This window comes from bacterium (assembly GCA_035505375.1).
GTDB lineage: Bacteria > Hydrothermota > Tepidihabitantia > Tepidihabitantales > Tepidihabitantaceae > UBA2258.
In genome coordinates, this window is record DATJQV010000033.1 from 13680 (window position 1) to 39543 (window position 25864).

Here is a 25864-nt window from a genome sequence, read left to right on the forward strand (position 1 = left end):
GCTGCTCAATCCGATGTGTTCGGTGCAGGAGGCAGCATGAGCAGGATAGCGGTAGTCACAGTCCTAGCGATGGTGGCATGTGCGTTCGCCTCGGAGGCACAAACGGCCCCGACCCCGGCGAGGGCCTTCTTTGTGCAGATGACCCAGGCTGAACGGAAGAACTCGTGCATCTCCGTGGAGTTTGAGAGTCCTGACAGCGAGGCGATCCTGCTGGGCCACGAGGTCGAACGTCTGTGGAACGGCGGTCAGTATGACGAGGCATTGCTGCAACTCGGCAACCTGGAGGCTCGCGTCGGGCACGTGGCCATCGGCAATTCTTGGCGCAAGCCGGTGCCGACGCACCAGACTATTCTCTGGGGAAGGGACGTCCGTGTCGGCAACCGAGATTCACTTCTGGAGCTTTCCTTCCCCGCCAGTGACATTAGCGGAAGCCTATTTGTGGCCCTCCGCCACGGTCACGGGCCCGCCTACTACTCGGTCTGCATGTCGGCCGATAGTGGCGCTACGTGGGAGGAGACGTTCACTTGGGTCGGGAGCCCAGTTACATGCTTTGATGCGGGGCTACTCCAAACCCACTTCTATGTTGCGTACTACTCCCCCGGGGAGAACGCCCAGCAGGTTCGGCTGCGGCGGTTCCTGTGCAGTGACGGTTCGCTCGACGAACTCAGCAACGGTGACATGTGGGTTGCCGCCTGCACGCTTGATATTGGGGATACGGCAAGGGAAGTGTCGCTCATCTCCAGCGGGAGCGGCTTCCTGTTCATCACCACCCTCGTTTCTGACGGCAGCGTGTTGTTGAGCATGTCCACTGCGGACGCGGTGTCGTGGGTCAAGTGGTCGACGGGAATCACCTCGGGCGCTAGCAACGGTCTCGATGGTACCTACAATCTGGGAGACGTCCGCACTTCGGTCTTGTTATCCTATGTGGACGCGACCGACACCCTGCGCATCTATGGCGGGACAAACACAAGCTTCACTCAGCGCCTTGCGCTCTTCTGCGGGACGGGCGAACTAACCAGCATCTCAGGAAACTACAAAGACGTCATCTGCGCGTACGAAGATGCGTCGACCTCACCCCAGAGGGTCCGCTACGCGGTCAGCACCGACGGCGGTGATACATGGACGACGGGCACACTTAGTGACACAAGCATCGCTGCGGACGCGCCCGCAGTCACGGCGCCCTATCTTACCGGCGGGTTCACGGCTGTGTACCGTTGTCGCACTCCGACCTGCGAGCTGCTATGCCGTTCGGGTCAATACAACGGGACATGGTACTCGCCACATTCGGTTGCTGATTACGAGCCAAACTGGAGCCGCCCGGGAGTCAGGGAGGTAGTGAGGAACGTACTCGGGGTCGTATGCCTGTCAGACACAATCCCAGTCGTCCGCGGGGCCTACTTCGACCGGAGCGACTGGGTGTATGGCATTGCCGAGCAGCGGCTGCCCCAGACCTCAAGCCGCCCGTCGCTGGCCACCATCGTCCGCGGAGTGCTGGTGCTCGGCGCAGTAGACGGTAGACAGCAGACAGCAGGCAGGGGAGCACCGTCCGACGGGGGCCGTTGCGGCCAACTTCTGAATGCAGCAGGTCGGAGCGTGATGGAACTGCATGCTGGCGCGAATGACGTGCGAGGACTAGCGCCCGGGGTGTACTTTGTGAGAGAAGCACAAGCTCAAGCGCAAGCGGTCCGGAAGATAGTCCTCACTAGATAGGGAGGCATGATGATTTTCCCGGCCGTGCTCTTGGTCTATTGCTGCCTGGTATCGATGGCAGGTGCGCGCGCAAGCGTAGAAGCCAGCCGGCAGCAGACAGCCCCGAGTCCGGTGCGGGCCTTCTTTGTGCAGATGAGCCAGGCAGAGCGGAAGAACTCAAGCATATCCGTAGAGTTCGAGAGTTCTGACAGTGAGGCGATCCTGATGGGCCGCGAGGTCGAGCGACTCTGGAACGGCGGCCAGTATGACGAGGCCCTGGTGCAACTCGGCAACCTGGAGACGCGTGTCGGGCACGTGGCCATCGGCAATTCCTGGCGCAAGCCGGTGCCGACCATCGAGAATGCGCTATGGGGGAGCGATGTCCGTATCGGGAACAGAGATTCGCTCTTGGATCTCGCCTTCGATCATGGTGGTAATGGTGATCCTATCCCCGTCCTCTTCGTGGCCCTCCGCCACGGCCACGGGCCCGAGTACTACTCGGTCTGCATGTCGACCGATGGTGGCGCCACTTGGGTAGAGACGTTCACGTGGGCCGGGAGTCAGGTTACGTCACTTGACGCGGGGTCACTCTACACGCACTTCTATGTCGCTTACTACGCTCCCGGGGAGAACGCCCAGCAGGTCCGGCTGCGGCAGTTCCTGTGCAGTGATGGTCTGGCCGACGAATTCAGCAACGGTTCCATGTGGGTTGCGCCCTGCACGTTGGATGTGGGGGATACGGCAAAGGAAGTGGCGTACGCCTCCGGCATCGCCGGCTGGCAGTTCATCGCAACCACCGTATCTGACGGTAGCGTGTTGCTCCGTCGGGGTGGCACGGACGGGGTGTCGTGGTACAAGTCGTCGACGGGAATCACCTCGGGCGCCAGCAGGGGCCTCAGTTGCACCTACGATCTGGGAGGATCATACGGCGTGTGGATGTCCTATCTCGACGCGACCGACACCCTGCGTATTACCCGCGCCGGCTACGGTCCACTTGCGTTTGCACCTTTCTGCGGGCCGAGCGGACGGACCTGCATCTCAGGACTCTTCGGCCACATCATCTGCGCGTACGAGGATGCGTCGACCTCTCCCCAAAGGGTCCGCTACGCGGTCAGCAACGACCGCGGTGATACATGGACGACGGGCACCCTCAGTGACACTGGAATCGCCGCGGAGGCGCCCGCAGTCACGGCAATTAGCTCCGCGTTCGCGGTCGTGTTCCGGCAGGAGAGTTCAACTCCCGATCTGTGGTACTGCTGGCGCGCGGACACCGGGTCCTGGTATCTCTCAGATTCATTTGTCGACCACGAGCCATATTGGAGTCGCCCGGGGATCAAGTACGTGGGCCCGGGCTACGGGATCGTCTACCTGTCCGATACCAGCCCGGTCGTGCGCGGGGCCTACTTTGAGCGTACTTATTGGCCGGCGATTGCCGAACAGCGGCGGACCCAGGCGAACAGCCGGACGTCGCTGGCCACGGTCGTTCGGGGCAGGCTGGTTCTACCGCAAGCTGCAAGCCACAAGCCACAAGCCGCAAGCCTCCTGGATATCTCGGGCAGAAGCGTGCTCTGCTTGAAGCCGGGCGCGAATGATGTGGCCAGGCTTGCTCCCGGCGTGTACTTTGTGAGAGAGGTCCAAGCACAAGCCCATGCAGTCCGGAAGGTCATTGTTGCGAGGTAAGGAGCAGACGTGAGATTAGCATCAACACTCTTGGCTCTTGGTTTCCTATTCTCGATAGCAACCGCTCAGTCGCACGACAAGACCATCCAGGCACAGGCGGCTCCGACATCGGCTCGGGTTGCACTGGAGCAGATGAGCCTGGCAGAGCGGAAGAATTCGAGCATATCCGTGGAGTTCGAGACGTCTGACAGCGCGGCGATCCTGCTGGGCCACGAGGTCGAGCGACTTTGGAACGGCGGCCACTGTGACCTGGCTCTGTCGCAACTCGACAGCCTAGAGGCTCGCGTTGGGCACGTTGCCATCGGCAACTCCTGGCGCAAGCCTGTGCCGACCATCGACAAGGCGCTATGGGGTGGCGACGTCCGCATAGGCAACCGGGATTCTCTTCTGGGTCTTGCCATCGACTACGACTTTCGAGGCTGCCTCCTTGCGGCCCTTCGCCACGGACACGGGCCCGAGGGGTTCTCGGTGTGCAGGTCGTCCGATCAGGGCGCCACCTGGGCAGAGACGTTCGCCTGGTTCGGGAGCCAAGTCACGTCTCTTGATGCCGTCGTCCTCTTTCCCTCTTTCTTCTATGTCGCGTACCACTCACCGGGAGAGGATGCTCAGCAGGTGCGACTGCGGCGGTTCCTCGTTAGTGATGGTTCGGCCAATGAGTTCGACGTGGGATCCTGGTGGGTTGCGGCCTGTACGCTGGATTTGGGGGACACGGCAAGGGAAGTGTCGCTCGTCACCGGCGTCGTGAACCTGTACATCACCACCATCCTGTCTGACGGTAGCCTGGGGCTCAGTTGGGACAGCGGAGGTGACGCATCGTGGCACAAGCTGCCGACAGGTGTCGACTCGGGCGCGAGCAGGGGCCTCGACTGCAACTGGAGATGGGGAGGGCCCATCGGAGGATACCTGCTGCTCTCATATCTGGACGCAACCGACACCCTGCGCATCCTTCGCTGGGTTTCGAGTGGCTTCGCTCAGCGTTTCGCGCACTACTGCGGGCCGAGTGAGTTGACCAGCTTGGACGGATACGGGGACAGAGTCGTTTGTGCCTACGAAGACGGGACTTTCTCACCTCGGCGGGTCTGCTGCGCGCTCAGCTATGACAGTGCAGCTACGTGGACCACTGCTACACTTAGCGACACTGAGGTCGCCGCTGAGGCACCCGCGATTGCCATGTACGGGCCTGGGTTCGGGGCCGTGTTTCGCCATGACTCGCCAACTCCTGAGTTGCGGTTCCGCCTGTGCCCCGACAGTTGGCCTTGGAGCGACCCAGTTTCGATCTCGGATAATACGTCGTTCTCGGGCCGTCCGGTCATCAAGCATCTGTCCTATAGCCAACTCTATCACTCCGATTTATTCGCTGTCGCGCACATGTCAGATACCAGCCCGGTCGTGCGCGGGGCCTACTTTGTTCGCGACTGGGTGTATGGAATTGCGGAGCAGCGCCGGGCTCAGGCCGCAAGCCGCGCATCCCTGGCCACCCTCGTCCGCGGCGTGCTGTTCCTGCCGAAAATGGGGACTGTACCTTCAGGGACTGTCCCCACTTTCGGCCCCTCGCTGGTGGATATGAGCGGCCGCAAGGTGCTCGACCTTCACCCCGGCGCGAATGACGTGCGAAGACTAGCGCCCGGAGTGTACTTCGTGAGAGAAGCACAAGCTCAAGCACAAGCAATCCGGAAGGTCATTGTTACGAGGTAAGGAGCAGACGTGAAACTGGCATCAACACTCTTGGCTCTTGGTTTCCTATTCTCGATAGCAGCCGCTCAGTCGCACGACAAGACCATCCAGGCACAGGCGGCTCCGACATCGGCTCGGGTCGCACTGGAGCAGATGAGCCAGGCGGAGCGGAAGAACTCGTGCATATCCGTGGAGTTTGAGACGGCTGACCGGGATGCCATCCTGCTTGGCCATGAGGTCGAACGTCTGTGGAACGGCGGCCAATTCGACGAGGCCCTGACGCAACTCGGCAACCTTGAGGCGCGGGTCGGGCACGTGGCCATCGGCAACTCCTGGCGCAAGCCGGTGCCGACCATCGACAAGGCGCTATGGGGTGGCGACGTCCGCATCGGCAACCGCGACTCGCTCCTGTCCCTTGCTTTCGACATCGACCGTTTGACCGGCCACGTCTTTGCAGTTCTCCGCCACGGCAGCGGATATCCGCACTTCACGGTCTGCATGTCAACCGACAGCGGCGCTACCTGGGCCGAGACATTCAGCTGGAGTGGGAGTCCGCCCACGTCGCTCGACGCGGCGGTGCTGGCCAACCGCCTCTATGTTGTGTATAACTCGCCGGGAGAAGACCCTGAGCACATCCGGTTACGGCGGTTCCTGTGCAGCAATGGTCAGGCCGACAGCTTCCAGGGCGGTGGAACCAACGTCGTTCCCTGCACGCTGAGTGTCGGCGACACGATGAAGGAAGTTGCGCTTGCCACCAACCCGAACGACAACCGTCTGCATATCATCGCCATTGTGTCGGACGGCAGCGTGCTGGCGAGCGTCGCTGATGCGAATGCGGTCTCGTGGACTACGCAGTTGACTGGAATCACCTCGGGCGCTCGCAGCGGCCTGGATGCAACTGATGACCAGTGGTCGGACGATGAACACGTGGTCTTCTCCTACTGCGATGCGAGCGACACCATGCGGGTCTACGACGGAAACGGGCCACTGCTGGCACAACCGGCCGGTTCCGGCGCTCTGACCAGTATCTCGGCCTATTTGGACACTATCATCTGCGTGTACGAAGATGAAACGTCTTCACCTTACAGAGTTGGCTGCGCCACTAGCGTCGATGGCGGGGACACCTGGACGGTGAGCACACTCAGCGACACAGGCATGGCTGCGAACGCGCCCGCAGTCACGGTACGCGGCGGCGTCGCGGCGTTGTTCCGGCAGGACTCGACGACTGCGGGTATCTCCCCGACTCCCGGCCTGCGATTCCGCCAGCACACGGACAGCGGGCCTTGGAGCGACCCGGTTTCGGTTGCGGACCACGAACCGTACTCAAACCGTCCCGGAATCGCGTACTTGGGCGCGGGCATGTTCGGTGTCGCGTACCTGTCCGATACCAGTCCGGTCGTGCGCGGGGCCTACTTTGACCGGAGCGATTGGGTCTACGGAATCGAGGAATTGCCGAGTGTCGATTGGCGAATGACGAATAGCGCAGCGACTATCTTCCGCGGCGTGCTCGTGCTCGGAGCAGTAGGTAGTAGACAGCAGACAGTAGACAGGGCGGAGTTACTGGACGCGGCGGGGCGGAGAGTGATGAACCTGAGAGCCGGCGCGAATGACGTAAGTCGGCTGGCTCCGGGCGTCTACTTCGTGCGGGCTGCAAGCCGTGAGCCGTCAGCCGTAAGCTGTTACAAGGTCGTGGTGACGAGGTGAGCGGCAGAGGGCAGTAGACAGTAGGCAGTAGACAGCAGACAGGGCGCGGGCGGGCGGTTGACTTCAGGTGAAGCGCAACCTATACTGGCAGCGTGAGTATGGACAGCAGGCAGCCCGAGACCGCATTCAGCGCCCTGACGCCGCTGGACTTCTCGGTCAGCGTCTCACGCGACCGCTGGAATCTCATCACCTCACTTAAGCATCCGGCAATGAGCGGTCGAGAGGCGGAAGTCCAGGCGGTCCTGCAAGGCCCGGACGAAGTGAGGCGCAGCCGACGGGATGAGAGTGTGCTGCTTTTCTACAAGCTTGAACGGCCGGGACGCTGGCTCTGCGCCGTGGTCAGGCGCGCCGTGCAGAACGGTTTCCTGATTACGGCCTACCCCACTGATGCAGTGAAGGAAGGTGAACGCATATGGGTCAAGTGAAGGTATTCTACGATCGTGCCGGGAACACCCTTACGGTCTGGTTCGGTGACAGGCAGGACGAGTTCGTCAGCGAGGAAACGGGTGAAGAGGTCGTGCTGATGAAGGACCGGGCCGGCCGGGTCATTGGCTTCGAGAAGCTGAATTTCGTCGTGCCGGCGCCCGAACGGCTCCAGGTTGCCTTTGAGGCTGTCGGCGCCTAGTCCCTGGATAAGTCATTCATCCAGCAACAAGCCTGAACGACCCTTCGGGAACGTCTGACATCTCCTGCCTCCGACGCGCCCGCCGGGATTCCGGGACGTGAAGAAGGCGGTTGTAACGAGGTGAGCCGCAAGTAGGCAGTAGACAGTAGGTAGTAGACAGTAGACGATAGACAGCTGACAGGGCAGGGGCGGGCGAAAGCCCGCCCTTGGTTCTGCGGAGTGGAGGATCGGGGGCAGATGCGGCGAATCCCATAACTCTGAGGGGTAGCGCAGGAAGCGGGTCTCCGGGCTATGTGCCTGTGGCTTGTGGCTCACGGCAGACAGCCCTCGGCGGGCGGGAAGTAGTCACGGCGGGAATGAGACGAGTTTGTCTCATTCGTCCAAGTCGGCGTCTCGGTGTATCTGCTTGTGGCTTGTGGCGTTAGGCTTCAGGGCGCGAAACTGACATCCCCACCCGGGGGATTACCCCGCGGATAGTAGACAGGATTCAGTATACAGTTGACAGGGAGGTTACCTCCACCGCAATTCCCGGATGAACCTCCACCGGAATTCGCCGGGTTGCTCTACCGGTTCCTCTCCGGGTTGGTCGGAGCGTTACGGCCCGAGTAAGTCCGCGGGTTCCTGTCCGGGTTGCTCCCGAGTAAGCTCCGACCGTTGTCCTCTAGATTGCTCGGAGAATTGCTTCCCGGAGAACTGGTTCCATGGAGTGCCGGGAAATGAGGGACACTCCCAGGAGGGACACGTCCACGGAGCGACGCGGAGCACCGCGTCGCGGATGTGTCCCCGGCGCTTGCCAGCGCGGTACAGTCCCATTTTCGCAGAGAGCCGCGTGCCGTTCCGGAAAAGCGGCAACTCTGCTGCCGTACTCCAAAGGCCTGACTGTCATCTATACGTAGCGGTGCGCCGGTTGGAAGCCACAATTCTGCCGCCCAGTGGGCGGCCCAGGGACCGCTCCCCCGGTTGCGTCTGCCGATACAGCACGAGGTACAACTAACCTTACAACTACAGGTACTTCAAGACGAACAACTTGCCGAACAACAACACGAACAACTTCTGGTACTTCTTGTGGAACAACTTCTCGAACTTCTCGCTATTCAACTCCGCGAGCAACTTCTTGCACAAGTCGAGACACAGCTTGCTACACGGCTGAAGACACATGTGCTTATGCAAGCGACTACGCAACTGAGGATACTTCTGCCGGTACTTCCTGAGGAACAACTAGAGGTACATCTTGAGACACAAGTGCGGCTTCGGTGCCAGGTTGAGGTCAAGACCAGGGAACAGGTTGAGGTTAAGGTTGAGGGGGCGGGGTCCGATTCACGTGCGCCCGTCTTCCGCTGCAAGGCAAGCCGTTCGGCTTGACTCGCGGCGGGATTTCGAGAATCATCTCTGGAGAAAATGACCAAGTCCCAATTCCCAATGCCCAATCAAGCCCGAATGCCCAATGGATCGGCCCTTTGGTTTGCTTGCCCCAGGAGGAGTAACGATGTGGAACGAAGCTGATTTCAAGAGAATCCGAGAGCAGATTGGGCGGCTTGAGCCGGAGATGGTCGAGATGCAGCGCCGGCTGGTCGCGCTGCCGGCTATCAGTCCGGTATCAGGCGGTGAGGGCGAGAAAGCCAAGGTCGAGTACCTGGCCGAGCTGCTGCGGTCGTGGAAGCTTGAGGTTACCGAGTACCGAGCGCCGGACGAACGTGTGCCGTGCGGCTATCGTCCAAGCTTGACCGCCCGGCTGAGAGGCCGAAAGCAACGGCCCGTGCTCTGGCTGATGACACACGTCGATGTCGTGCCGGCCGGACCGAGGGACCTGTGGCAGAGCGAACCGTTCGAGGCACGGGTCGAAGGCGGCCGCGTCTACGGCCGCGGCACGGAGGACAACCAGCAGGAAATGGTGGCATCATGTTTCGCGGTCAAGGCGCTGCTCGACCTCGGTCTGGTTCCCCAGACGGATGTTGTCCTGATGCTGGTCGCGGATGAGGAGAACGGCTCGGACTACGGCGTGGGCTGGCTGCTGGAGCATCACGACCTCTGCAAGCCCGACGACATCGTAGTCGTGCCGGACGCCGGGAATGAGGCGGGCACGCTGCTCGAGGTCGCGGAGAAGTCGATTGCGTGGGTGAAGTTCACAACCCTCGGCCGGCAGGCGCACGGCTCGACGCCGCATCACGGCAACAACGCACATCGGGCCGGCGCGCGTCTGCTGCTGCGGCTCGACGAGCAACTGCATGAACGCTACAACGGGAAGGACGGCCTGTTCTCGCCTCCGATTTCAACCATGGAGCCAACCAAGAAGGAGGCGAACGTCCCGAACGTCAACACGATTCCCGCCGAAGACGTCTTCTACTTCGACTGCCGGATGTTGCCGCAGTATAAGTTGACCGATTTGCTGGAAGACATGAAGCGCATCGCCGCCGGGGTTGCGGCCGAGTTCAAGGTTGATATCAAGGTTGAGCCGGTCCAGATGGCGCAGGCGGCGCCGCCGACGTCACCTGACGCTCCGGTCGTCCGGATGCTGGCTGATGCGGTCCGCAACGTCTACGGTGGCGAGCCCTTCACGCAGGGAATCGGCGGCGGCACGGTGGCAGCGCTGTTCCGCCGGCGCGGTATACCGGCAGTCGTGTGGGGCCGCAACGAGGGACAGGCTCACAAGCCCAACGAGTACTCGGTCATTGCCGACATGGTAGGCAACGCCGCGGTCTATGCTCACCTGATGGGGCAGTAGCCGGACGAATTTCGAATGGCGAATGGCGAATGACGAATCAAGACCGAACCCCGAATGGCCAAACGCCGGGTCGGAGTGCGGTTGGACATCAGAGCCTTCGAGCTTCGGACTTCTGCACCGCGCCGCCGTCCTTTCTTGACTCAGCGGCGGGCAGTCAGTAGATTTTTCCCAGATGGACTCATCTTCACTCGGCCTGCTGCGCCAGTTCGTGGACCTCGACCGCGCCGAAGTTGTGGACGCGCGCGCGACCGGAGGCGAGGTCATCAAGATTCCCCTGATGCAGCAAGTCCTGCCCATGCACGCCTTGGGCGTTGTGGCGGACAACCTCGCTTGGTTTCTTGAACAGGTGACGGGCCGTGGCTACCAGAAGGCTGAGGAAGTGTATGACATCGGGTACACGGTGCGCGAACCCGGCCACCAGGCCTATGGCATGAAAGTCACCGCCGAGGCCAACACCGTGATTGTTGCCCGAGTGGCATTGCTGGAAGACGATACCATCTTCCACCGGTACGTAGACTACCTACACACCGGCGTCCTGCTCTAGTCTTTAACCCAACTAGAAAGCCAGCAGCAGCAGTTCCGCGGCGAAGGCGAATGCTGCGAGCCAGAGCAACACCGGAGACAGGTCGGATGATTGGCGATTGGCGATCGGCGATTGGCGATCGGCGGAAACAGGCAGGACCTGATAGCCAAGCGTCTTGAGTGAATCTGCCGGGAAAGGCGACAGGTCGCCCTCGGCGGCAAGGACATTGACAGCATACGGCCGGTCGTCGACCAGATAGATGCCGGGTTGCTGGGTCCGGGTCAGCGCGATCTCGGCACGTCCGGCTCCCGGTTCGGGTGTCTGGCTCAAGCGACCAGCCGGCGTCGAAACCGTGACCGGACCCGAACCGCTGACCGGCGCGTGGATTGTATCTCCGACAAGATACTCGGCGCGCAGCGGTCCGCTGGTAAGGTAGAGCAGAGTCCGGTGGAGCAGCGGCACGAACGGAGCTTTGAACACGAGGTCGGTGAAGTCTGGCACGGCAGTGAACGCCCACAGGACGAGGCGGCCGTTCTCCGCATCCAACATCAGCGGCTCGCCATCCGATAGCCGCGCAAGAACCCGGGCCCCGGCCGGGTCCAACCGGGCATGAGTGAAGAAACGCGCTGACGACAGGCCGGCAGCACCGATGATATCCATCACAGGATGGGTCGTGTCCACCGAGACAACCGAGACGAATCCGGCGGGTTGCGACAATCCGTGAAACCGGATGCGTCCGGCCAGCAGCGACGAATCCGCGGGAGCATTACCGAACATCACCAGGGCCGAGCCGCCGGACTGAAGGAAGAAGTCGAGCCGAGTCCAGTCGGGTCGGCTGAGCGCGGCAGCATCGGTGACGACGACTGCCCCGAACCGGCGCGGGTCGTAGCGGCCGAAATCGGTCGCGGCAACTGTGGTCAGACTGAAGACCGACGAAGAGTCCGCACCAAGCGCGTCGACCAGATACCGCGCCGGGGCGGCGGGCGATTCCACCACTAGCACCGAGATGCGCTGCGGCTGGTATGCCGCGAGCCAGCGCGTGTTGTCCGCTTCGAGCGAATCGCCGCGCAGTTCCACCTTCGCGACGTGATACCCGGAATCGGTGAGCGCGGTCTCAAAGGTCACGGTCGCGGACGAGTGCGGCTTGATGGCGACGGCCTGCTCCTCGTGGTGGTCACCGAGGGTCAGAACCGCGGTACGCGTTGCCGGGTGCGGGCCGTAGTTGGCGAAGTCAGCCTTGATGCGCGTCGCCCGGCCCGCGACCGGGAAACGTTCCTCGGTGTAGAGCCGGGTAACGCCCGCGTTGTCCGCATCCGGCGGAGCGACCGCGGCGAGCAGGACCGGTACGTCAGCCGGCGGTCGCCAGTTGGAGGGCATCGCGCGGGCCTGCAGGTCGGTAACGACCGCGACATCAGCGTGTGCGGGCCGGGCGAACTCGACCGCACGCCTCAAAGCGGGCTCCAGTATCGCCGCGGAATAAGACGGCTTCAGCGAGTCAAGCACGGGCAGCAGCGTACCCGGCGTCTGCCACTGCAAACCGGAAACCGGCAACTGGTCACTCGCCCTGGCAAGCGCAGCCCGTCGCCCCGGCCCCAGCGAACCGATGAGTTCCCGCGCTGCTGCAATCGCCCGCTGCCATTGCGGCCCCATGCTGTACGAGTCATCGAGCACGACAATCAGGTCGTTCGACCGGCCGAGTCCGGGCAGGCGGTGCCGGACATAGGGCCGGGCCAGCGCGAGCAGCAGCGCGAGCAGTGCGAGTGTGCGGAAGATAAGCAGCAGCAACTCCTTCAGCCGGAGCCACGAGAACCGTTCGCGCCGGACGGTCGTGAGCAAGAGCAGCGACGGAAACTCAGCACGCCTGAGCCGCAGGCGACTGAGGATGTGAATGACGACAGGAATCGCGGCCAGCGCGGCGAGCGGCAAGAGAGAGGGCGCTGAGAAACCCATCAGCTAAGAAAGGACAAAGGACGAAGTGGTAGGGACAAAGCAACCCGGAAAGAGGAAAGGACAAAGGCGACCCGTCCGACTTTCACCGCTTTGTCCTTTCCTGCTTGCTTTGTCCTTTGTCCTTGATACTTCGTACTCTTCTCCCTACCGCATTCGGCTGCGTCTCTCCAGGTATGAGAACAGCGCTCGGTCGAACGGCGTGTCGGTCGTTACCCGGTGATAGTCAATCGCGGCCTCGCGGCAGCCGCGCTCGAACGTGGCGAAGAACCGGTCGAAGTCCTTCTGATACTGCTCGCGCAGCACGCGTGGGTCAACGGTCAGTTCGCGGCCGGTCTCCATGTCCCTGAGCACGACCGGGTTGCGGAACGCGAACTCGCGCTCGTTCGGGTCCTGGATGTGGAAGACCAGCACCTCGTGCTTCTTGTGCCGGAAGTGGCGCAGCGCGGTCAGCACGGCCTGCGGCTCATCCCACAAATCCGACATGATAATGACGAGGCCGCGGCGCTTCACCCGTTCGGCCAGTTGATGGAAGGTGCCGGCGATGTTCGTATCGCCGCCGGGCTTCACGGCCGCGAGTTGGCGCAGGAGCGCATTCAGATGAGCAGGCGTGCTGCGCGGCGGCACGTAGGTGTTTATCTTGTCCGAGAAGGTGATGAGACCGGCCGAGTCTTTCTGGTGCAATAGCAGGTAGGCGAGGCTCGCGGCAAGGCAGTTTGCGTACTCGAGCTTGGTGACCTTCCCGGTCGTGTAGGCCATCGAGCCCGACGCATCGAGGACGAGGTAGGCACGCAGGTTGGTCTCTTCCTCGTACTCGCGGATGACGAACCGGTCGGTCTTGGCGTAGACCTTCCAGTCAATCCGCTTCGGCTCGTCGCCGGGCATGTACGGCCGGTGCTCGGTGAACTCGACCGAGAAGCCCTTGTATGGAGAACGGTGCAGGCCGGCGAGGAAACCCTCGACCACCAGCCGCGCCTTCAGGTCGATGCCCTTCAGCTTGGCGACGACTTCGGGTTTCAGAAAGCGCGTGGTATCAGGCACGGGCCACTAGTCTACCGCAGAACGCAGCATCCGCAAACGCGGCACGAGTCCTGACTTGTTTGGCACGGTGAGTCTCGCTGGTTGACACTGCCAAGGTGGCAGTTAAACTGACTTAGATAACCGGAGGAGTTTCTGAGACGCGTTGTGCTGTTCGCGGTCTGCGTCATCGCGGCGACAGCGGCCGCCGCGCAATGGCATTACCTGTCCGGCGGCAAGCTGTCGGGCATATCAAGCGTCGGCAGCTTTGTCTGGGCAGTCGGGCAGGATGGCCTGTTTTTCTATTCGGAGGACAACGGTCAGCACTGGCGTCGAGTTCCCCGATTCACCACCCGCAATCTCGTTGATGTCGAGTTCTGGGACCAGAGCCTTGGGCTTGTCACTGCCGAGGGTGGTATCGTATATCGTACTACCGACGATGGCGCCAGGTGGGATTCGATGAACGTCCCACATAGCGGAAACCGAATTCGCTGGTTGTCAGCTTCCAGTGTCTACATCGCCGCCCGCGACAGTTCGTTCCTTCTGCGATCCAACGATGCAGGGCTGACCTGGTACCAATGGTATCCCCCGGGACATCCTTGGTTCTTGGATACGCTACACGGCTGGGCAGGCCAGTGCGACTCCGTGATGAGTACGCGAAATGGGGGCGTGAGTTGGGTGGGTCGCGGTAATCTACCCAACCCCGACTGGGTGATTGCGTGCGACGAATTCGGATTTGCCGATACACTTACTGGCATCTGTGGCTTTGAGCAGGACTATGGTGAACCGCACAACCCGGACCCACACTACTACTGCTGGGCCGCGACTGCGGATGGTGGCGGGAGTTGGGCATCTCTCTCGTCTGTCAACCAATCGCCTATCCGTGGCTGCGATGTGGCTTCCAATGGCCGTGTGTTTGCGCTTGAGGAGAAGCGTTGCGGCTGGTATCAATATGGTGGGCTGAATTGGGTCAGTTTTAGCCGAACACAGTCGCTCTACGACGTACACGCAGTCCGTGGTGACTGCGCGTGGATCTGCGGTTGCGGAGGTGCCGTATGGAAGTCACCTGACGGCGGCCAGACTTGGCAATTGTGCCGGGCTTCGAATGGCACTATCTTGAGCAACGTGCAGTTCTCAGATAGCACGCACGGCTGGGCATCTGGCTACGGCGGCCTTGTTCTGAAGACCACTGATGCCGGCCGGTCATGGAGCGATGTCTCGGTGTCCGTGAGCTGGGGTTATCCATACACAAGCATCGCCGCGATCAACAGCACGACCGCTGTCTGTTGCCTTGGATACAGCCGATATACCGAGATGGGCTACTATTGGTATGGCTACTTCGCCGCATTGCGCACGTCCGACGCCGGCGTGTCGTGGGACACTACGCGTTTCGTAGACATGCAGAACGACTGGGACGGCCCGATCGGCTCCTCCAGGATAGCTCGCCAAGGTGGTCACCTGTGGCATGCAGGGCTGCGTACGCCCAATGGCAACTCTCTGCGCAGCACCGACGGTGGCGTGACGTGGCTGGACATGGACACCTTGGGCGTCGTCTCGGACAGGCAAGAGCCGTATGACATCAGCTTCGTCGACACGCTTCATGGCTGGGCCATTGACTCGCGCAAGGACATCCGTCTCACGGCCAACGGCGGCGACTCGTGGACCATCATCGCGACGGGTCTCAACGTGAAGCGCCTGAAGATGACGACTCTGACCACCGGCTGGGCGATCTCCGATTCAGAGTTGTTCAAGACCACTGACGGCGGGGTTACCTGGGAGGGCGCAGTTGCTGATAGCGGGCTGCAGGCAATCGCCTTCTGCGACTCGAGTCACGGTGTGATAGTCGGCCTGCACGGCCTGATTCTCCGTACCAGTGACGCGGGGCAGACATGGGTGAGGGACTCAAGCGAATTCACGTCCGACTTCTATGACGTGTGTATGCTCGACAGCACCCATGCTTGGGCAGTAGGGCAGTATGGCCTCGTGCTGGGTTTCGGCGACTGGGCGATAGGCGTGAACGAGGCAGGCGAGCATGTCAGTCCGCGCGGGCGGCCCTTCGCCGTTTCAGTGCGGCCGAATCCGTGCCGGGTTCGAGCGACTGTCGAGTTCTCAAGTCCGCTGTCCAAGCCGACGCAGGTGAAGCTGGTCGATGCTGCCGGACGCGTGAGGCAGGCAGTCTCGGTGCGAGCCGGGGCGCGATATTTGGACCTCGACATGCGTGACACTCCGAGCGGAGTCTACTTCGTCCACACGGGCGCAGTCCCTGCTGTCCGTCTCGTGGTCCAGCACTAGCCAGCTAGCCTGCCCTCCACCAGCGTCTACGGCCTTGGCGCGATGGCGTCGAACACTTCTGTGCGGATTCTCGACAGCACGGCAGGGTCCGAGCCGCGGCAGAACACGGAGGAAGGAAGACGGAGGCGAGAGAAGGAGAGAGGACTGAGGAATGAGGAGAGAGGAATCCGGGAAGAGGACCGAGGTCGGAGGATGGAGGATTCGCGTCCGGACCTGAGGACGATGTTCCGAGCAGGGAAGGAGAAGTCGGGTTTGGCCCGATTTGGCCTTGCATCAGTCTGGATGTTGTTCGCGCGCGGGTCGGAGTCAAGGCCAGCGCGCAAGTGGATTTCGAGATCAGCGAGAGGGCAAAAAGAACTGAGGACTTAGTGACTCCAGCCAATCGAGCGTAACTCAATTGCTCTCGGTCGGTTAAGCACTGTCGAGTCGCGGAGAATCCGCATATAGGGGTCGCCCGGGGGCTAGCCTTCGAAGGAGCATTCGAAGAAGCCATGAAACAAGCCTTGAAATGAGCTTTGAGCTGAGCTTTCAGAAGAACTTTGACGCGAGCTTTCGTCGGAGCTTTGAGGCAAGCGATGCGAGAAGCGATGCGCTGAGCCTTGAAACGAGCGATGCGCGAAGCGATGTGGCGAGCGCTGAAACGAGCGATGTGATAAGCGATGAAGTAAGCTCTCGAGTTAGATTTCTTGGGAGCTTTGAAGGGAGCTCTCTGCCGAGCTTTCAGAGGAGCTTCTAACGGCGCATTCAGCGGCATTTTCGATTGCCGATTGTCGAGTGTCGATTGGCGGGAGTCGCAGGGCGGTTGTCCGCTTGTCGACTGGCAAGTGCTGCCCGCGACGACGCCAGAACCGGATTCGATTCGGGACTCAATCTGCGTCCATCTGCGGGATCTGTGGATAGTCTGGTCCGAGCCTTGGCGAACTTGGCGTCTTGGCGGTTCTCACATCTGTGCCATCTGCGTCATCTGCGGTTTATCCTCTCCGGCCCGGCTTGATTGAGGAGCGGTTTCCGCTAGATTGAGGCGTGGCGCTAGCGAGCATCAGTTTGCGAGGTTTCAGGAATCTCGAACCTACATCCGTCGACTTCGCCGAGGGCTCGAACTACCTGTTCGGGCCGAACGGCGCGGGGAAGACGAACCTGCTTGAGGCAATCCACTACTTGGCCATCGGCCGGTCGTTCCGCCGATGCCCGGATGCGGAGCTGCTCGGATTCGGCAGGGACGTGCTCGTCGTCTCCGGAAAGGATGAGAGTGGCGAGCGGGCCGAGATAAGGTTTGACGGCCGCGAGAAGCGGATACTGAGAAACGACATCCCGGTGGACAAGTTGTCGGAGTACTTTGGGTGGCTGCCCGTGGTCGTGCTGCTGCTGGAGGATATCGAGCTGGTGAAGGGCGCGCCGGGAATCAGGAGAAGCTTCCTCGACATGGCCATATCGAAGGCGGAAGGAGGAGACAAGTCAAAAGCCAAAAGCCCAGAGCCAAGAGCCAACGGCAAGGGCAGGACGAAGTTAGAAGCTAGAAGCGAGAGTCTGGAAGCTAGAATGGCTGAGACGGAAGGCGAAGGGCGAACGGCGAGAGGCGGAATGCGCGACGAGGAAAAGAGTTACATCGCGCTGATCGCCGGGTACCGAAGGGCTGTCAGCCAATACAATCGCCTTCTGGAGCGGTCAGCCGTTAGCCGTGAGCCGTTAGCCGACTTGGCAGCTTGGGAGGAGGAGTTGGTGCTGTCGGGCGTGCCAGTGTATGAGTCGCGGCTGGCGAAGGTAGGTGAACTGCTTGAGAACGCGGTGAAACATTATGAGCGGTTGGCAGGACATGGGGCGATGTTCAGCTACAGGTCGAGTGTCGAGAACATCGGGACACGATCCGAATCCTCGAAGGATTCGGTCATGTCCCTCGCTGACGCATTCCGGCAGAGGTTGGCGGCAACGCGCGAGCGGGCGCGGGCCCTCGGACACGCGTTGGTCGGGCCGCATCGGGATGACATCAGAATCGCGCGGGGCGACCGCGAGTTACGGAAGTTCGGCTCCGTCGGCGAGCAGCGGCTGGCCGGCATCGCCTTGCGGTTGGCCGAGGCGGACATGATTCTCTCCGCAGGCAGGCAACGGCCGGTGTTTCTGCTGGACGAGGTCGCGTCAGAGCTGGATGAGCAGCGGAGCCGGATGGTGCTCGCGATGGTGGCGGAGAGAGGGCAGATGGTGTACGCAGCAGCGAGAAGAATGCAGGATTCAAGGATTCGAGGATTCAAGGATTCTAGTGACGCGGACTCGTGCCGGGATAGCTCTGTTTCACTTGACCCCTCGAATCCTGGACCCCTTGATTCCTTTGGCGGAAAGGAATTCCATGTCGAGGCAGGGAAGGTCTCGGAGCTTTCGTAGCGTAGGTAGCGTGCTGCCACGCGTCCTGAAGGGGTTGAAGCTCGACAAGGTGCTGGCCTCGCAGCGGGCCGTGACGCTTTGGCCGGAGATAGCCGGGCCGAAAACCGCCGCACACACGCGCGCGCTTGAGGTGGATGGCAGCACCCTCGTGGTTATCGCCGACAGCCAGGCGTGGATGACGCAGCTCCGGTTCCTGAAGCCGCAACTGCTGAGGAAGATCGAGACGCGCATGGGAGCGGGGTTGGTCAGCGACGTACGATTCGTGCTCGGACGCGCACGCACCGCGCATTGATTCCTCACGCCCATGCCTCTCCTCAGTGAGTAGAGGGAGAGCGAAGCGAGGGTGAAGATGATAAGCAAGGACAGACCAGCATTCAGAAACCAGAGACGAGAATGCAGAGTCGCAGAAACGAGCCGGGATGCCGGCCTACAGAGGCGAAATTGAGCTTGATTATTAGGCGTCAGAGAGTATCATAAGGCCCCATGGCAGAAGCCTACAATGCAGCACAAATCCATGTCTTAAAAGGTCTCGAAGCTGTCCGGCACCGGCCCGCGATGTACATCGGCGACATCGGGGTCCGGGGTATGCATCACCTGATTTACGAGGTGGTGGACAACGCGATTGATGAGGCGCTGGCCGGCTTCTGCGACGAGATAACCGTGACAATCCACTCGGATGACGAGGTGTCGGTTCTGGACAACGGCCGCGGCATTCCGGTGGACATGCATCCGACCGAGAAGCGGTCGGCGCTCGACGTGGTGTTGACCGTGCTGCATTCCGGGGCGAAGTTCGAGCACAAGGTTTACCAGATTTCGGGCGGGCTGCACGGCGTGGGTGTGTCGGTGGTGAACGCGCTGTCCGAGCACCTGGCCGCGGAGGTCTACCGGGACGGCAAGGCTTACCGGATGGACTTCGAGCGCGGCAAGGCGCAGGGCGACCTGCAGGTCATCGGCAAGACGAAGCTGCAGGGAACCCTCATCCGGTTCAAGCCCGACGCGCAGATTTTCAAGAAGGTCGAGTTCAAGGGCGAGGTCATCCAGGCGCGGATGCGCGAACTTGCCTACCTGAACAAGGACATCAAGATAAACCTGAAAGATGAGCGGACGGGCACGTCGGAGACGTTCCACTACCCGAATGGCCTGGCTGACTTCGTGAAGTTCCTCGACACCGGCCGGACTGCGCTGCACAAGCCGGTGATGATTGAGGAGGACCGGAACGGAATGCACGTCGACGTGGCGTTCGAGTACAACGACGGCTACGTCGAGTCGATCTTCTCGTTCGCCAATACCATAAACACCCACGAGGGCGGCACCCACCTTTCCGGTTTCAAGTCGGCGCTCACGCGTACGCTCGGCGAGTACGCGCGCAAGTCCAACGCCCTGAAGGAAGGGGACGAGCTGACCGGCGAGGATACCCGTGAGGGGCTGACCGCGGTGGTGTCCGTCAAGATCGGCGACCCGCAGTTCGAGGGCCAGACCAAGACCAAGCTCGGCAACGGTGAGGCCAAGAGCGTGGTCGAGACGGTGGTGAACGAGAAGCTGGCCCAGTACTTCGAAGAGAACCCGCGCTTTGCGAACCGGATTGTCGAGAAGGTGCTGACCGCGGCCAAGGCGCGGATGGCGGCGCGGAAGGCGCGCGACCTGACCCGGCGGCGCTCGCTGCTCGAGTCCGACAGCCTGCCCGGGAAGCTCGCCGACTGCTCCTGCGAGGACCCGGCCTCAAGCGAACTCTACATCGTCGAGGGCGACTCGGCCGGCGGTTCGGCCAAGCAGGGACGGAACCGGGAATTCCAGGCAATACTGCCGTTGCGCGGCAAGATCCTGAACGTCGAGAAGTCGAACCTGAACAAGATACTCTCGAACAACGAAATCCGCACGCTCATTTCCGCGGTCGGCGCGGGCATCGGCGAGGAGGACTTCGACGCGCAGAAGGCACGTTACCACAAGATTGTCATCATGACCGACGCGGACGTCGACGGTTCCCACATCCGGGTCCTGCTGCTGACGTTCTTCTACCGGTTCATGCAGCCGCTGATCGAGGCGGGCTACGTCTACATCGCCCAGCCGCCGCTGTACAAAGTGAAGCAGGGCAAGACCGAGAACTACCTGTACAGCGACGAGGCCCTCGCGAGCCTTTCCAGCAAGAACAAGGGTACCGCGTTCGACATCCAGCGGTACAAGGGCCTCGGCGAGATGAACCCGGAGCAGCTCTGGGAGACGACCATGAATCCGGACAAGCGGACGCTCAAGCGCGTCGCGATGGAAGACGCGACCGAGGCCGATGCCGTGTTCCGGATGCTGATGGGCGACGAGGTCGAGCCGCGCCGTGACTTCATCGAGAAGAACGCGGCGCATGTCGAGAACCTTGACGTGTAGCGACCAACGGTCGCTATACGTAATTTCTAATTCCCAATTCCTAATTCCCAACGAACCAGGAAATGACCGAGGATGAATTCCTGATTGCCAGTCCCTAATCAATGAGGAAATGACGAAGCACCAATCCGGCTCGCCTTTCGGTCATTGGTCATTGAGAATTGATTGGTCATTAGGAATTGAGACTTGGTCATTGAAGCCGAGGACCGTAAGAACAGCCTATTGAGGGACAGCATAACTTCATAACCGGGAGGCAAATGTGGCTGACAGAAAACTTCTGCGTGAACTGACCGAGGCGTTTGGACCGTCGGGTTTTGAGACCGAATCGGCGAACATCATGGCGCGGGAACTTGCCGGCGCGGGCAAGGTCGCCCGCGACGGCCTGGGTAGCGTTGTCTGCAAGGTCGCCGGCTCGTCCGAGCGGCCGCGCATCATGGTGTCGGCGCACATGGACGAAGTCGGGTTTATGGTGAAGTCCATCACCACCGATGGCTATGTCAGATTCCTGCCGATCGGTGGCTGGTGGCCGCAGGTGCTGCTCGGCCAGCGCGTGCTGGTGCGGACCCGCAAGGGCGATTTCCCCGGGGTCATCGGTTCGAAAGCGCCGCATGAATTGTCCGATGAGGAGAAGAAACAACTGCCGGATATCGACCGGATGTTCATCGACCTGGGCTGCGCCGAGGGGTTCGACGTCAAGATGAAACTCGGCGTGCGTCCCGGCGACCCGATCGTGCCGGTATCACCTTACGTCGAGCTCGGTAAGAACCTGATGATGGCCAAGGCGTGGGACGACCGCGGCGGCTGCGGGATCGTGATTGAGACCGCCCGGGCGCTGGAGGGGAAGAAGCACCCGAACACCGTCTTCCTGGTGGGCAGCGTGCAAGAGGAAGTCGGCCTGCGCGGGGCGCGGACCGCGGCCGAGGTGGTGCAGCCGGACGTGGCGCTGGCGCTCGACGTTTCGCTCTGCTACGAGCACCCGGACAAGGCTCGTAAGGGCGTGACCGAGCGGCTGGGCAACGGCGCCGCCATCCTCGTCCACGACAGCACGATGATTCCCAATACGCGGCTGCGCGACTGGGTGATTGACCTCGCTGAGAAGAAGCGCATCAAGTACCACCTGACGACCGTGCGCGGCGGGTATGACACAGGCGTTATTCACATCCATCGTTCGGGTGTGCCGTCGCTCGCCATCGGCTGGCCGACCCGTTACATCCACGCCCACACCGGCATCATCTCCGCAACGGACTACGACGCGACCGTAAAACTCCTGACCGCCATCATCGAGAACCTCGATGAGGCGGTCAGTAAGAGTCTGCGGTCTTTCTAGCTAATGCGTTCCGTAGCCGCCACCTGACCCGAAGCTGGTCAGGATCGACAGGTACGGCATGATGATGGCGATGATCAGGAAGATGACGCCGATACCCATGAAGAGAATCATTATCGGCTCGATCATCGCGGTCAGGTTCTTGACCGCGTACTCGACTTCCGAGTCGTAGTAGTCCGATACCTGTTTGAGCATCTCGTCCAGAGCACCTGATTCCTCGCCGGTCGCAACCATCTGAACTACCATGACCGGGAACACGCCGAGCTCCCGCATCGGCGCGGCCAGGCCGCGACCGCGGCGGACCGACTCCGACAGCTTGTCGACCGCTGCGCCCATGTAGGAATTGCCGACGGTCTTGGCAACCAGGCCCAGGCTGCGCAGGATGGGCAGTCCCGTGCGGTCCAGGGTTTCGAACATCCGCGCGAACCGCGAGAGCGCCATCTTGTAAAAGATGGGCCCGAATACCGGTATCCGCAGCTTAAGCCGGTCCCACCAGAGGCGTCCGGCCGCCGTCCGGATGAACAGGTAGAACAGGATCGCGGTACCGGCGACGAGCAGCAGGAGGATGTACCAGAAGTGGGACATGAAGTTCGTGAAGGCGATGAGGATCTTCGTCGGCAGCGGCATCTTGCCGCCCACCTGAGTGAGCAGCATGGTGAACTTCGGCAGCACGAACGTCGCGAGTACGACGATGGCGCCGACGAAACCCACCATCAGGATGATAGGATAGCGCATCGCCGCGCCGACGTCCGACCCCAGCTTGCGATCGTGCTCCAGCAGCAGCGAGAGACGGTCGAGGATGTCGTCCAACACACCGCCCGTCTCGCCGGCCCAGATGGAGTTGACGTAGATCTCGTTGAAAACCCGGGGGTGTTTGGACATCGCCGCCGAGAGCGCGGTACCGCCCATCAGGTCTTTGCGGATCGCGTCGAGCGCGCGGGCGAGCGGCTTGGCCTTGGTCTGGGCCTGCAGCGCGCCGATGGCCGAGAGCATCGGCAGGCCGGCGCGGTGCAGGGTCACGAACTGCCGGGTGAAGTTGATGAGGTCAACCGGCTTGGTTCGCTCGAAGAAGCGGCCGATGTCGATGCTGATGTTGGCCGACTTCTTTTCCTCGCGGATCGTAATGGGCACGTACTGAAACGAGTCGAGGCGTTCGACGATCGTGTTGATGTCGCCGCCCTCGAGTGTGCCGGATATGATCTTACCTTCTTTGTCGCGGACTTTGTAGCGGAATACTGGCATATCCTTCGCTCCTCTAGTTACTCAGTCCGTTCGGCTTCATCCATCAGTTCTTCGATGGTGGTGACGCCGGAGACGACCTTGGAGATGCCGTCTTCCCAGAGCGTCTTCATGCCGAACTCACGGGCCAGCGCGCGAATGGCGGCGGTCGGCGGCCGCGTGACTATCATCTCGCGGAGGCGGTCGTTGATCTTCATCACTTCGAAAATACCGATTCGGCCCCGGTAGCCGGTGTTACGGCACCGTTCGCAACCTTTGCCCCGGTAGAACTTGGTACCGGGCGGCAACTCCAGTTCCTCAAGCAGCTTGGCCGGCGGGTCGTAGTCTTCCTTGCACTTCGGGCAGATCTGCCGCACCAGCCGCTGCGCGACCGTGCCTTCCATGGCGGACGCGACCAGGAATGGCTCGATACCCATGTCGATGAGACGGGTGACGGTGCCCGGTGCGTCGTTGGTGTGGATGGTCGAGAACACGAGCTGGCCGGTCAGCGCGGCGCGGATGGCGACGCCGGCCGTCTCGCCGTCACGGATTTCGCCGATAAAGATGCAATCCGGGTCCTGACGGAGAATGTGCCTCAGGCCCACCATGTAAGTATACCCGGCCCGCTCGTTGACCATGGACTGACAGACCTTGTCCATGTCATACTCGATCGGGTCCTCGATGGTAATGATGTTCTTGTCGCCGGAACGGATCTCGCCCAGGATGGCGTACACGGTCGTGGATTTGCCCGCGCCGGTCGGGCCGGTCACGAGGATGACGCCGTGCGGCTTGGCGATCATCTCTCGCATGAGGACCGCCGTTTCGCCCTGCAGGCCGAGCTCGTCGAGGGAGAGCAGGCGTAGCCGGTCAAGGATACGCATGACCACTGTCTCGCCGTAGGTTGTCGGGAATGTCGATACGCGGAAGTCGATCTCGCGGCCGTCGACCAGGGCGCCGTAGCGGCCGTCCTGAGGAAGACGCTTCTCGGCGATGTTCATGCGCGACATGATCTTGATACGAGAGACGACGGCAAGCTGCAGCGCCTTCTTCGGAGAGACAATGGGGTGGAGGATACCGTCGATGCGGTACCGGACCGTGAGGCCTTCCCGTGTGGGTTCGATGTGAATGTCGGACGCGCGCTCGCGGACCGCGCGGATGATCATCTGGTTCACCCACCGGACGACGGGGGCCTCGGAGGCCATTTCCTCGAGCTTGCTAGGCGCCGCCGCCTGTTCGAGCTCGGCGGCCGTGCCCTCTTCTTCCTCGGGCAGGTCGTCGAGGCTCATCGATTCCGGTTCATCAGGCAGGTCGGCTGTCTGGGCCGTCGAAATGTACTGGTTGAGCGCTTCCTGCAGGTCGGAGTCTCGGCAGACCATCGGTTCGACCTCCATGCCGGTCATGCGGCGCACTTCGTCGACGTTGAAGATGTCGCCCGGGTCGACGAATGCCGCCGCCAGCGTGTTGCCGGCACGGAAAAGCGGGATGACCTGTCTCGTGCGCATGAACTGCTCCGGGAACATCTGCAGTACCTCGGAGTCGATCTTGAAGTTCGTCAGGTCAACAAAGGGCACACCGTAGCGCTGCGCGAGTGCCGCGCCGGACTCTCCGCCACCGGGGCCTTGCTTCTGCTTGTCTTCAGGCATAGACGCCTCCTTCACGGTCGGGCGTACTGCCGGCTATTCGCCGGCAGGATTCGGAAATTACGGACGAATAAGGATGGACCCACATCGCTGTTCATTATACATACCATGCCGGTCACGCGTCAAGCTATTTCAAGCAGCGTGTTGCCGTCGAAAGTCCTGCCTCCGGCCGGGATCGTTTGACTAGGACCGCATCTGGTCTATACTCAAAGGCTTATGGAAGGACTTGTTGAGCTGCTGCAGTCCCTGAGCCGTCAGTCGCAGAAGCTGGCCCGACAGCTTGTCACGTACCGGAGTCTCCTCGCCCAGCCGATGGAGAAAGTCCACGCTCGGGCCAGCGCTATCGCCGAGCTGGGTGCCGCTGTCCAGGCCTTCCCCGATGCCGAGGTCCGGCAGCGAATGCTCGACTGGCTCCGGGCGGAGTCGGAGGCGATTGAGCAGAGCCGGGCCGAATTCCGGTTCCAGTTCGGACGCCAACTGGTGTCCGGGCTTGAAGGATCCGGGATGGCGGTGAGCGGGCAACTGCCCCTGCTGCGGGTCGGGCTGTTCACTTTGCGGACCGACTTCGACGCGGGCACGGCGACCATCTACTGGGGACCGGAGATCGAGAAGTTGAAGTCCGGCATCGCGCTCGCCCCGACGGAACTGGCGGCGACGCTCCGGAAGTGGAACGACCGCCTGCGGCAGAAGTCGGTACCGCCCGACCGGCTGCTTTCACTGTCGCATCGCGCGTATCAGCGGGTCTGCACTTTCAAGGGTCTGGGCGAGGGAACCCGGGTTTTCCTGCTCGACCTGCTGTCGGAGCTGGTCGTCCTGATGCAGCCGGAGAGCTTCCGGCTGAACCCGGCGCGGGAGAAGTTCGTCGAGTATCCGCGTGTCCGGTTCAGCTACGACCTGTTCCGGTTGAAGCAGGCCGGCGCGTATGCGGTTGGTGAGGTGCAGTTGAAGCTGCACGTTGCCAACTTCGACGCCACGACCGAGAAGGCGAAGGCGCTCTGGGTTCCGGACAGCGAAGAGGGTGGCGGCACGCACTACTCCTACATTTCGTTCGGCAGGTAGA

18 protein-coding genes are annotated in these 25864 nt (G+C 61.7%); 14 read left to right on the forward strand and 4 right to left on the reverse strand.

Going from position 1 to position 25864, the window contains the following annotated elements:
- The first annotated feature begins 36 nt into the window (after positions 1-36).
- The 8 genes from VMH22_05185 (at position 37) to VMH22_05220 (ending at position 10638) form a co-directional block, all read left to right on the forward strand.
- Positions 37-1710 carry a hypothetical protein gene (locus tag VMH22_05185; protein HTW91083.1) on the forward strand — a complete coding sequence of 558 codons (1674 nt, stop codon included), beginning with the start codon at positions 37-39 and terminating at the stop codon, positions 1708-1710.
- 6 nt (positions 1711-1716) lie between these two features.
- Positions 1717-3369 carry a hypothetical protein gene (locus VMH22_05190; GenBank protein ID HTW91084.1) on the forward strand — a complete coding sequence of 551 codons (1653 nt, stop codon included), beginning with the start codon at positions 1717-1719 and terminating at the stop codon, positions 3367-3369.
- Positions 3370-3378: 9 nt separating this feature from the next.
- Positions 3379-5064, forward strand: coding sequence for a hypothetical protein (locus tag VMH22_05195; GenBank protein HTW91085.1), 1686 nt, complete (start codon positions 3379-3381; stop codon positions 5062-5064).
- A gap of 9 nt (positions 5065-5073) precedes the next feature.
- Positions 5074-6747, forward strand: coding sequence for a hypothetical protein (locus tag VMH22_05200; protein HTW91086.1), 1674 nt, complete (start codon positions 5074-5076; stop codon positions 6745-6747).
- Positions 6748-6845: 98 nt separating this feature from the next.
- Positions 6846-7172, forward strand: coding sequence for a DUF4258 domain-containing protein (locus VMH22_05205; protein ID HTW91087.1), 327 nt, complete (start codon positions 6846-6848; stop codon positions 7170-7172).
- Positions 7160-7372, forward strand: coding sequence for a DUF2283 domain-containing protein (locus VMH22_05210; GenBank protein ID HTW91088.1), 213 nt, complete (start codon positions 7160-7162; stop codon positions 7370-7372). Before VMH22_05205 ends, VMH22_05210 begins: the two co-directional genes overlap by 13 nt.
- Before the next feature lie 1486 nt (positions 7373-8858).
- Positions 8859-10094, forward strand: coding sequence for a M20 family metallo-hydrolase (locus VMH22_05215; GenBank protein ID HTW91089.1), 1236 nt, complete (start codon positions 8859-8861; stop codon positions 10092-10094).
- Positions 10095-10266: 172 nt separating this feature from the next.
- Complete coding sequence (locus tag VMH22_05220; GenBank protein HTW91090.1) at positions 10267-10638, forward strand: hypothetical protein; 372 nt, start codon at positions 10267-10269, stop codon at positions 10636-10638.
- 12 nt (positions 10639-10650) lie between these two features.
- Here the strand turns inward: VMH22_05220 and VMH22_05225 are convergent, their stop codons facing one another.
- Both VMH22_05225 and VMH22_05230 read right to left on the reverse strand, forming a co-directional pair.
- Positions 10651-12567, reverse strand: a complete 1917-nt coding sequence (locus tag VMH22_05225) for a VWA domain-containing protein (protein HTW91091.1) — start codon at positions 12565-12567, stop codon at positions 10651-10653.
- A gap of 144 nt (positions 12568-12711) precedes the next feature.
- Positions 12712-13605, reverse strand: a complete 894-nt coding sequence (locus VMH22_05230; GenBank protein ID HTW91092.1) for a DUF58 domain-containing protein — start codon at positions 13603-13605, stop codon at positions 12712-12714.
- 144 nt (positions 13606-13749) lie between these two features.
- Between VMH22_05230 and VMH22_05235 the strand changes: the two genes are divergently transcribed.
- The 5 genes from VMH22_05235 (at position 13750) to VMH22_05255 (ending at position 21949) form a co-directional block, all read left to right on the forward strand.
- Positions 13750-15873 (forward strand): YCF48-related protein, encoded by a 2124-nt coding sequence (locus VMH22_05235; protein HTW91093.1) that lies wholly within the window; start codon positions 13750-13752, stop codon positions 15871-15873.
- A 1023-nt stretch (positions 15874-16896) separates the two neighbouring features.
- Positions 16897-18249: an AAA family ATPase gene (locus VMH22_05240; protein HTW91094.1), complete on the forward strand. Its 1353-nt coding sequence runs from the start codon at positions 16897-16899 to the stop codon at positions 18247-18249.
- 10 nt (positions 18250-18259) lie between these two features.
- Positions 18260-18541, forward strand: a complete 282-nt coding sequence (locus VMH22_05245) for a DUF721 domain-containing protein (protein HTW91095.1) — start codon at positions 18260-18262, stop codon at positions 18539-18541.
- A gap of 191 nt (positions 18542-18732) precedes the next feature.
- A complete protein-coding gene (gyrB, locus tag VMH22_05250; GenBank protein HTW91096.1) occupies positions 18733-20625 on the forward strand; it encodes a DNA topoisomerase (ATP-hydrolyzing) subunit B in 1893 nt (630 codons plus the stop codon).
- Between the two features lie 256 nt (positions 20626-20881).
- On the forward strand, positions 20882-21949 hold the full coding sequence (locus VMH22_05255) for a M42 family metallopeptidase (protein HTW91097.1): 1068 nt from the start codon (positions 20882-20884) through the stop codon (positions 21947-21949).
- On the opposite strand, the gene VMH22_05260 is transcribed toward VMH22_05255, so the two are convergent.
- Both VMH22_05260 and VMH22_05265 read right to left on the reverse strand, forming a co-directional pair.
- A complete protein-coding gene (locus VMH22_05260) occupies positions 21950-23188 on the reverse strand; it encodes a type II secretion system F family protein (protein HTW91098.1) in 1239 nt (412 codons plus the stop codon). It lies immediately after the preceding gene.
- Positions 23189-23205: 17 nt separating this feature from the next.
- The gene (locus VMH22_05265; GenBank protein HTW91099.1) at positions 23206-24807 is read right to left on the reverse strand and encodes a GspE/PulE family protein; all 1602 of its coding nucleotides are present in this window, start codon (positions 24805-24807) and stop codon (positions 23206-23208) included.
- Positions 24808-25020: 213 nt separating this feature from the next.
- On the opposite strand from VMH22_05265, the gene VMH22_05270 reads away from it, so the two are divergent.
- A complete protein-coding gene (locus VMH22_05270; protein ID HTW91100.1) occupies positions 25021-25863 on the forward strand; it encodes a hypothetical protein in 843 nt (280 codons plus the stop codon).
- Position 25864: the final 1 nt, after the last annotated feature.

Excerpts from the sequence above, each read along its gene's own strand:
- VMH22_05225 (HTW91091.1), bottom strand. The coding sequence starts at position 12,567 with ATGGGTTTCTCAGCGCCCTCTCTCTTGCCGCTCGCCGCGCTGGCCGCG.
- VMH22_05185 (HTW91083.1), top strand. The coding sequence starts at position 37 with ATGAGCAGGATAGCGGTAGTCACAGTCCTAGCGATGGTGGCATGTGCG.
- VMH22_05260 (HTW91098.1), bottom strand. The coding sequence starts at position 23,188 with ATGCCAGTATTCCGCTACAAAGTCCGCGACAAAGAAGGTAAGATCATA.
- VMH22_05190 (HTW91084.1), top strand. The coding sequence starts at position 1,717 with ATGATGATTTTCCCGGCCGTGCTCTTGGTCTATTGCTGCCTGGTATCG.
- VMH22_05265 (HTW91099.1), bottom strand. The coding sequence starts at position 24,807 with ATGCCTGAAGACAAGCAGAAGCAAGGCCCCGGTGGCGGAGAGTCCGGC.
- VMH22_05205 (HTW91087.1), top strand. The coding sequence starts at position 6,846 with ATGGACAGCAGGCAGCCCGAGACCGCATTCAGCGCCCTGACGCCGCTG.
- VMH22_05270 (HTW91100.1), top strand. The coding sequence starts at position 25,021 with ATGGAAGGACTTGTTGAGCTGCTGCAGTCCCTGAGCCGTCAGTCGCAG.
- VMH22_05220 (HTW91090.1), top strand. The coding sequence starts at position 10,267 with ATGGACTCATCTTCACTCGGCCTGCTGCGCCAGTTCGTGGACCTCGAC.
- VMH22_05215 (HTW91089.1), top strand. The coding sequence starts at position 8,859 with ATGTGGAACGAAGCTGATTTCAAGAGAATCCGAGAGCAGATTGGGCGG.
- gyrB (HTW91096.1), top strand. The coding sequence starts at position 18,733 with ATGGCAGAAGCCTACAATGCAGCACAAATCCATGTCTTAAAAGGTCTC.
- VMH22_05210 (HTW91088.1), top strand. The coding sequence starts at position 7,160 with ATGGGTCAAGTGAAGGTATTCTACGATCGTGCCGGGAACACCCTTACG.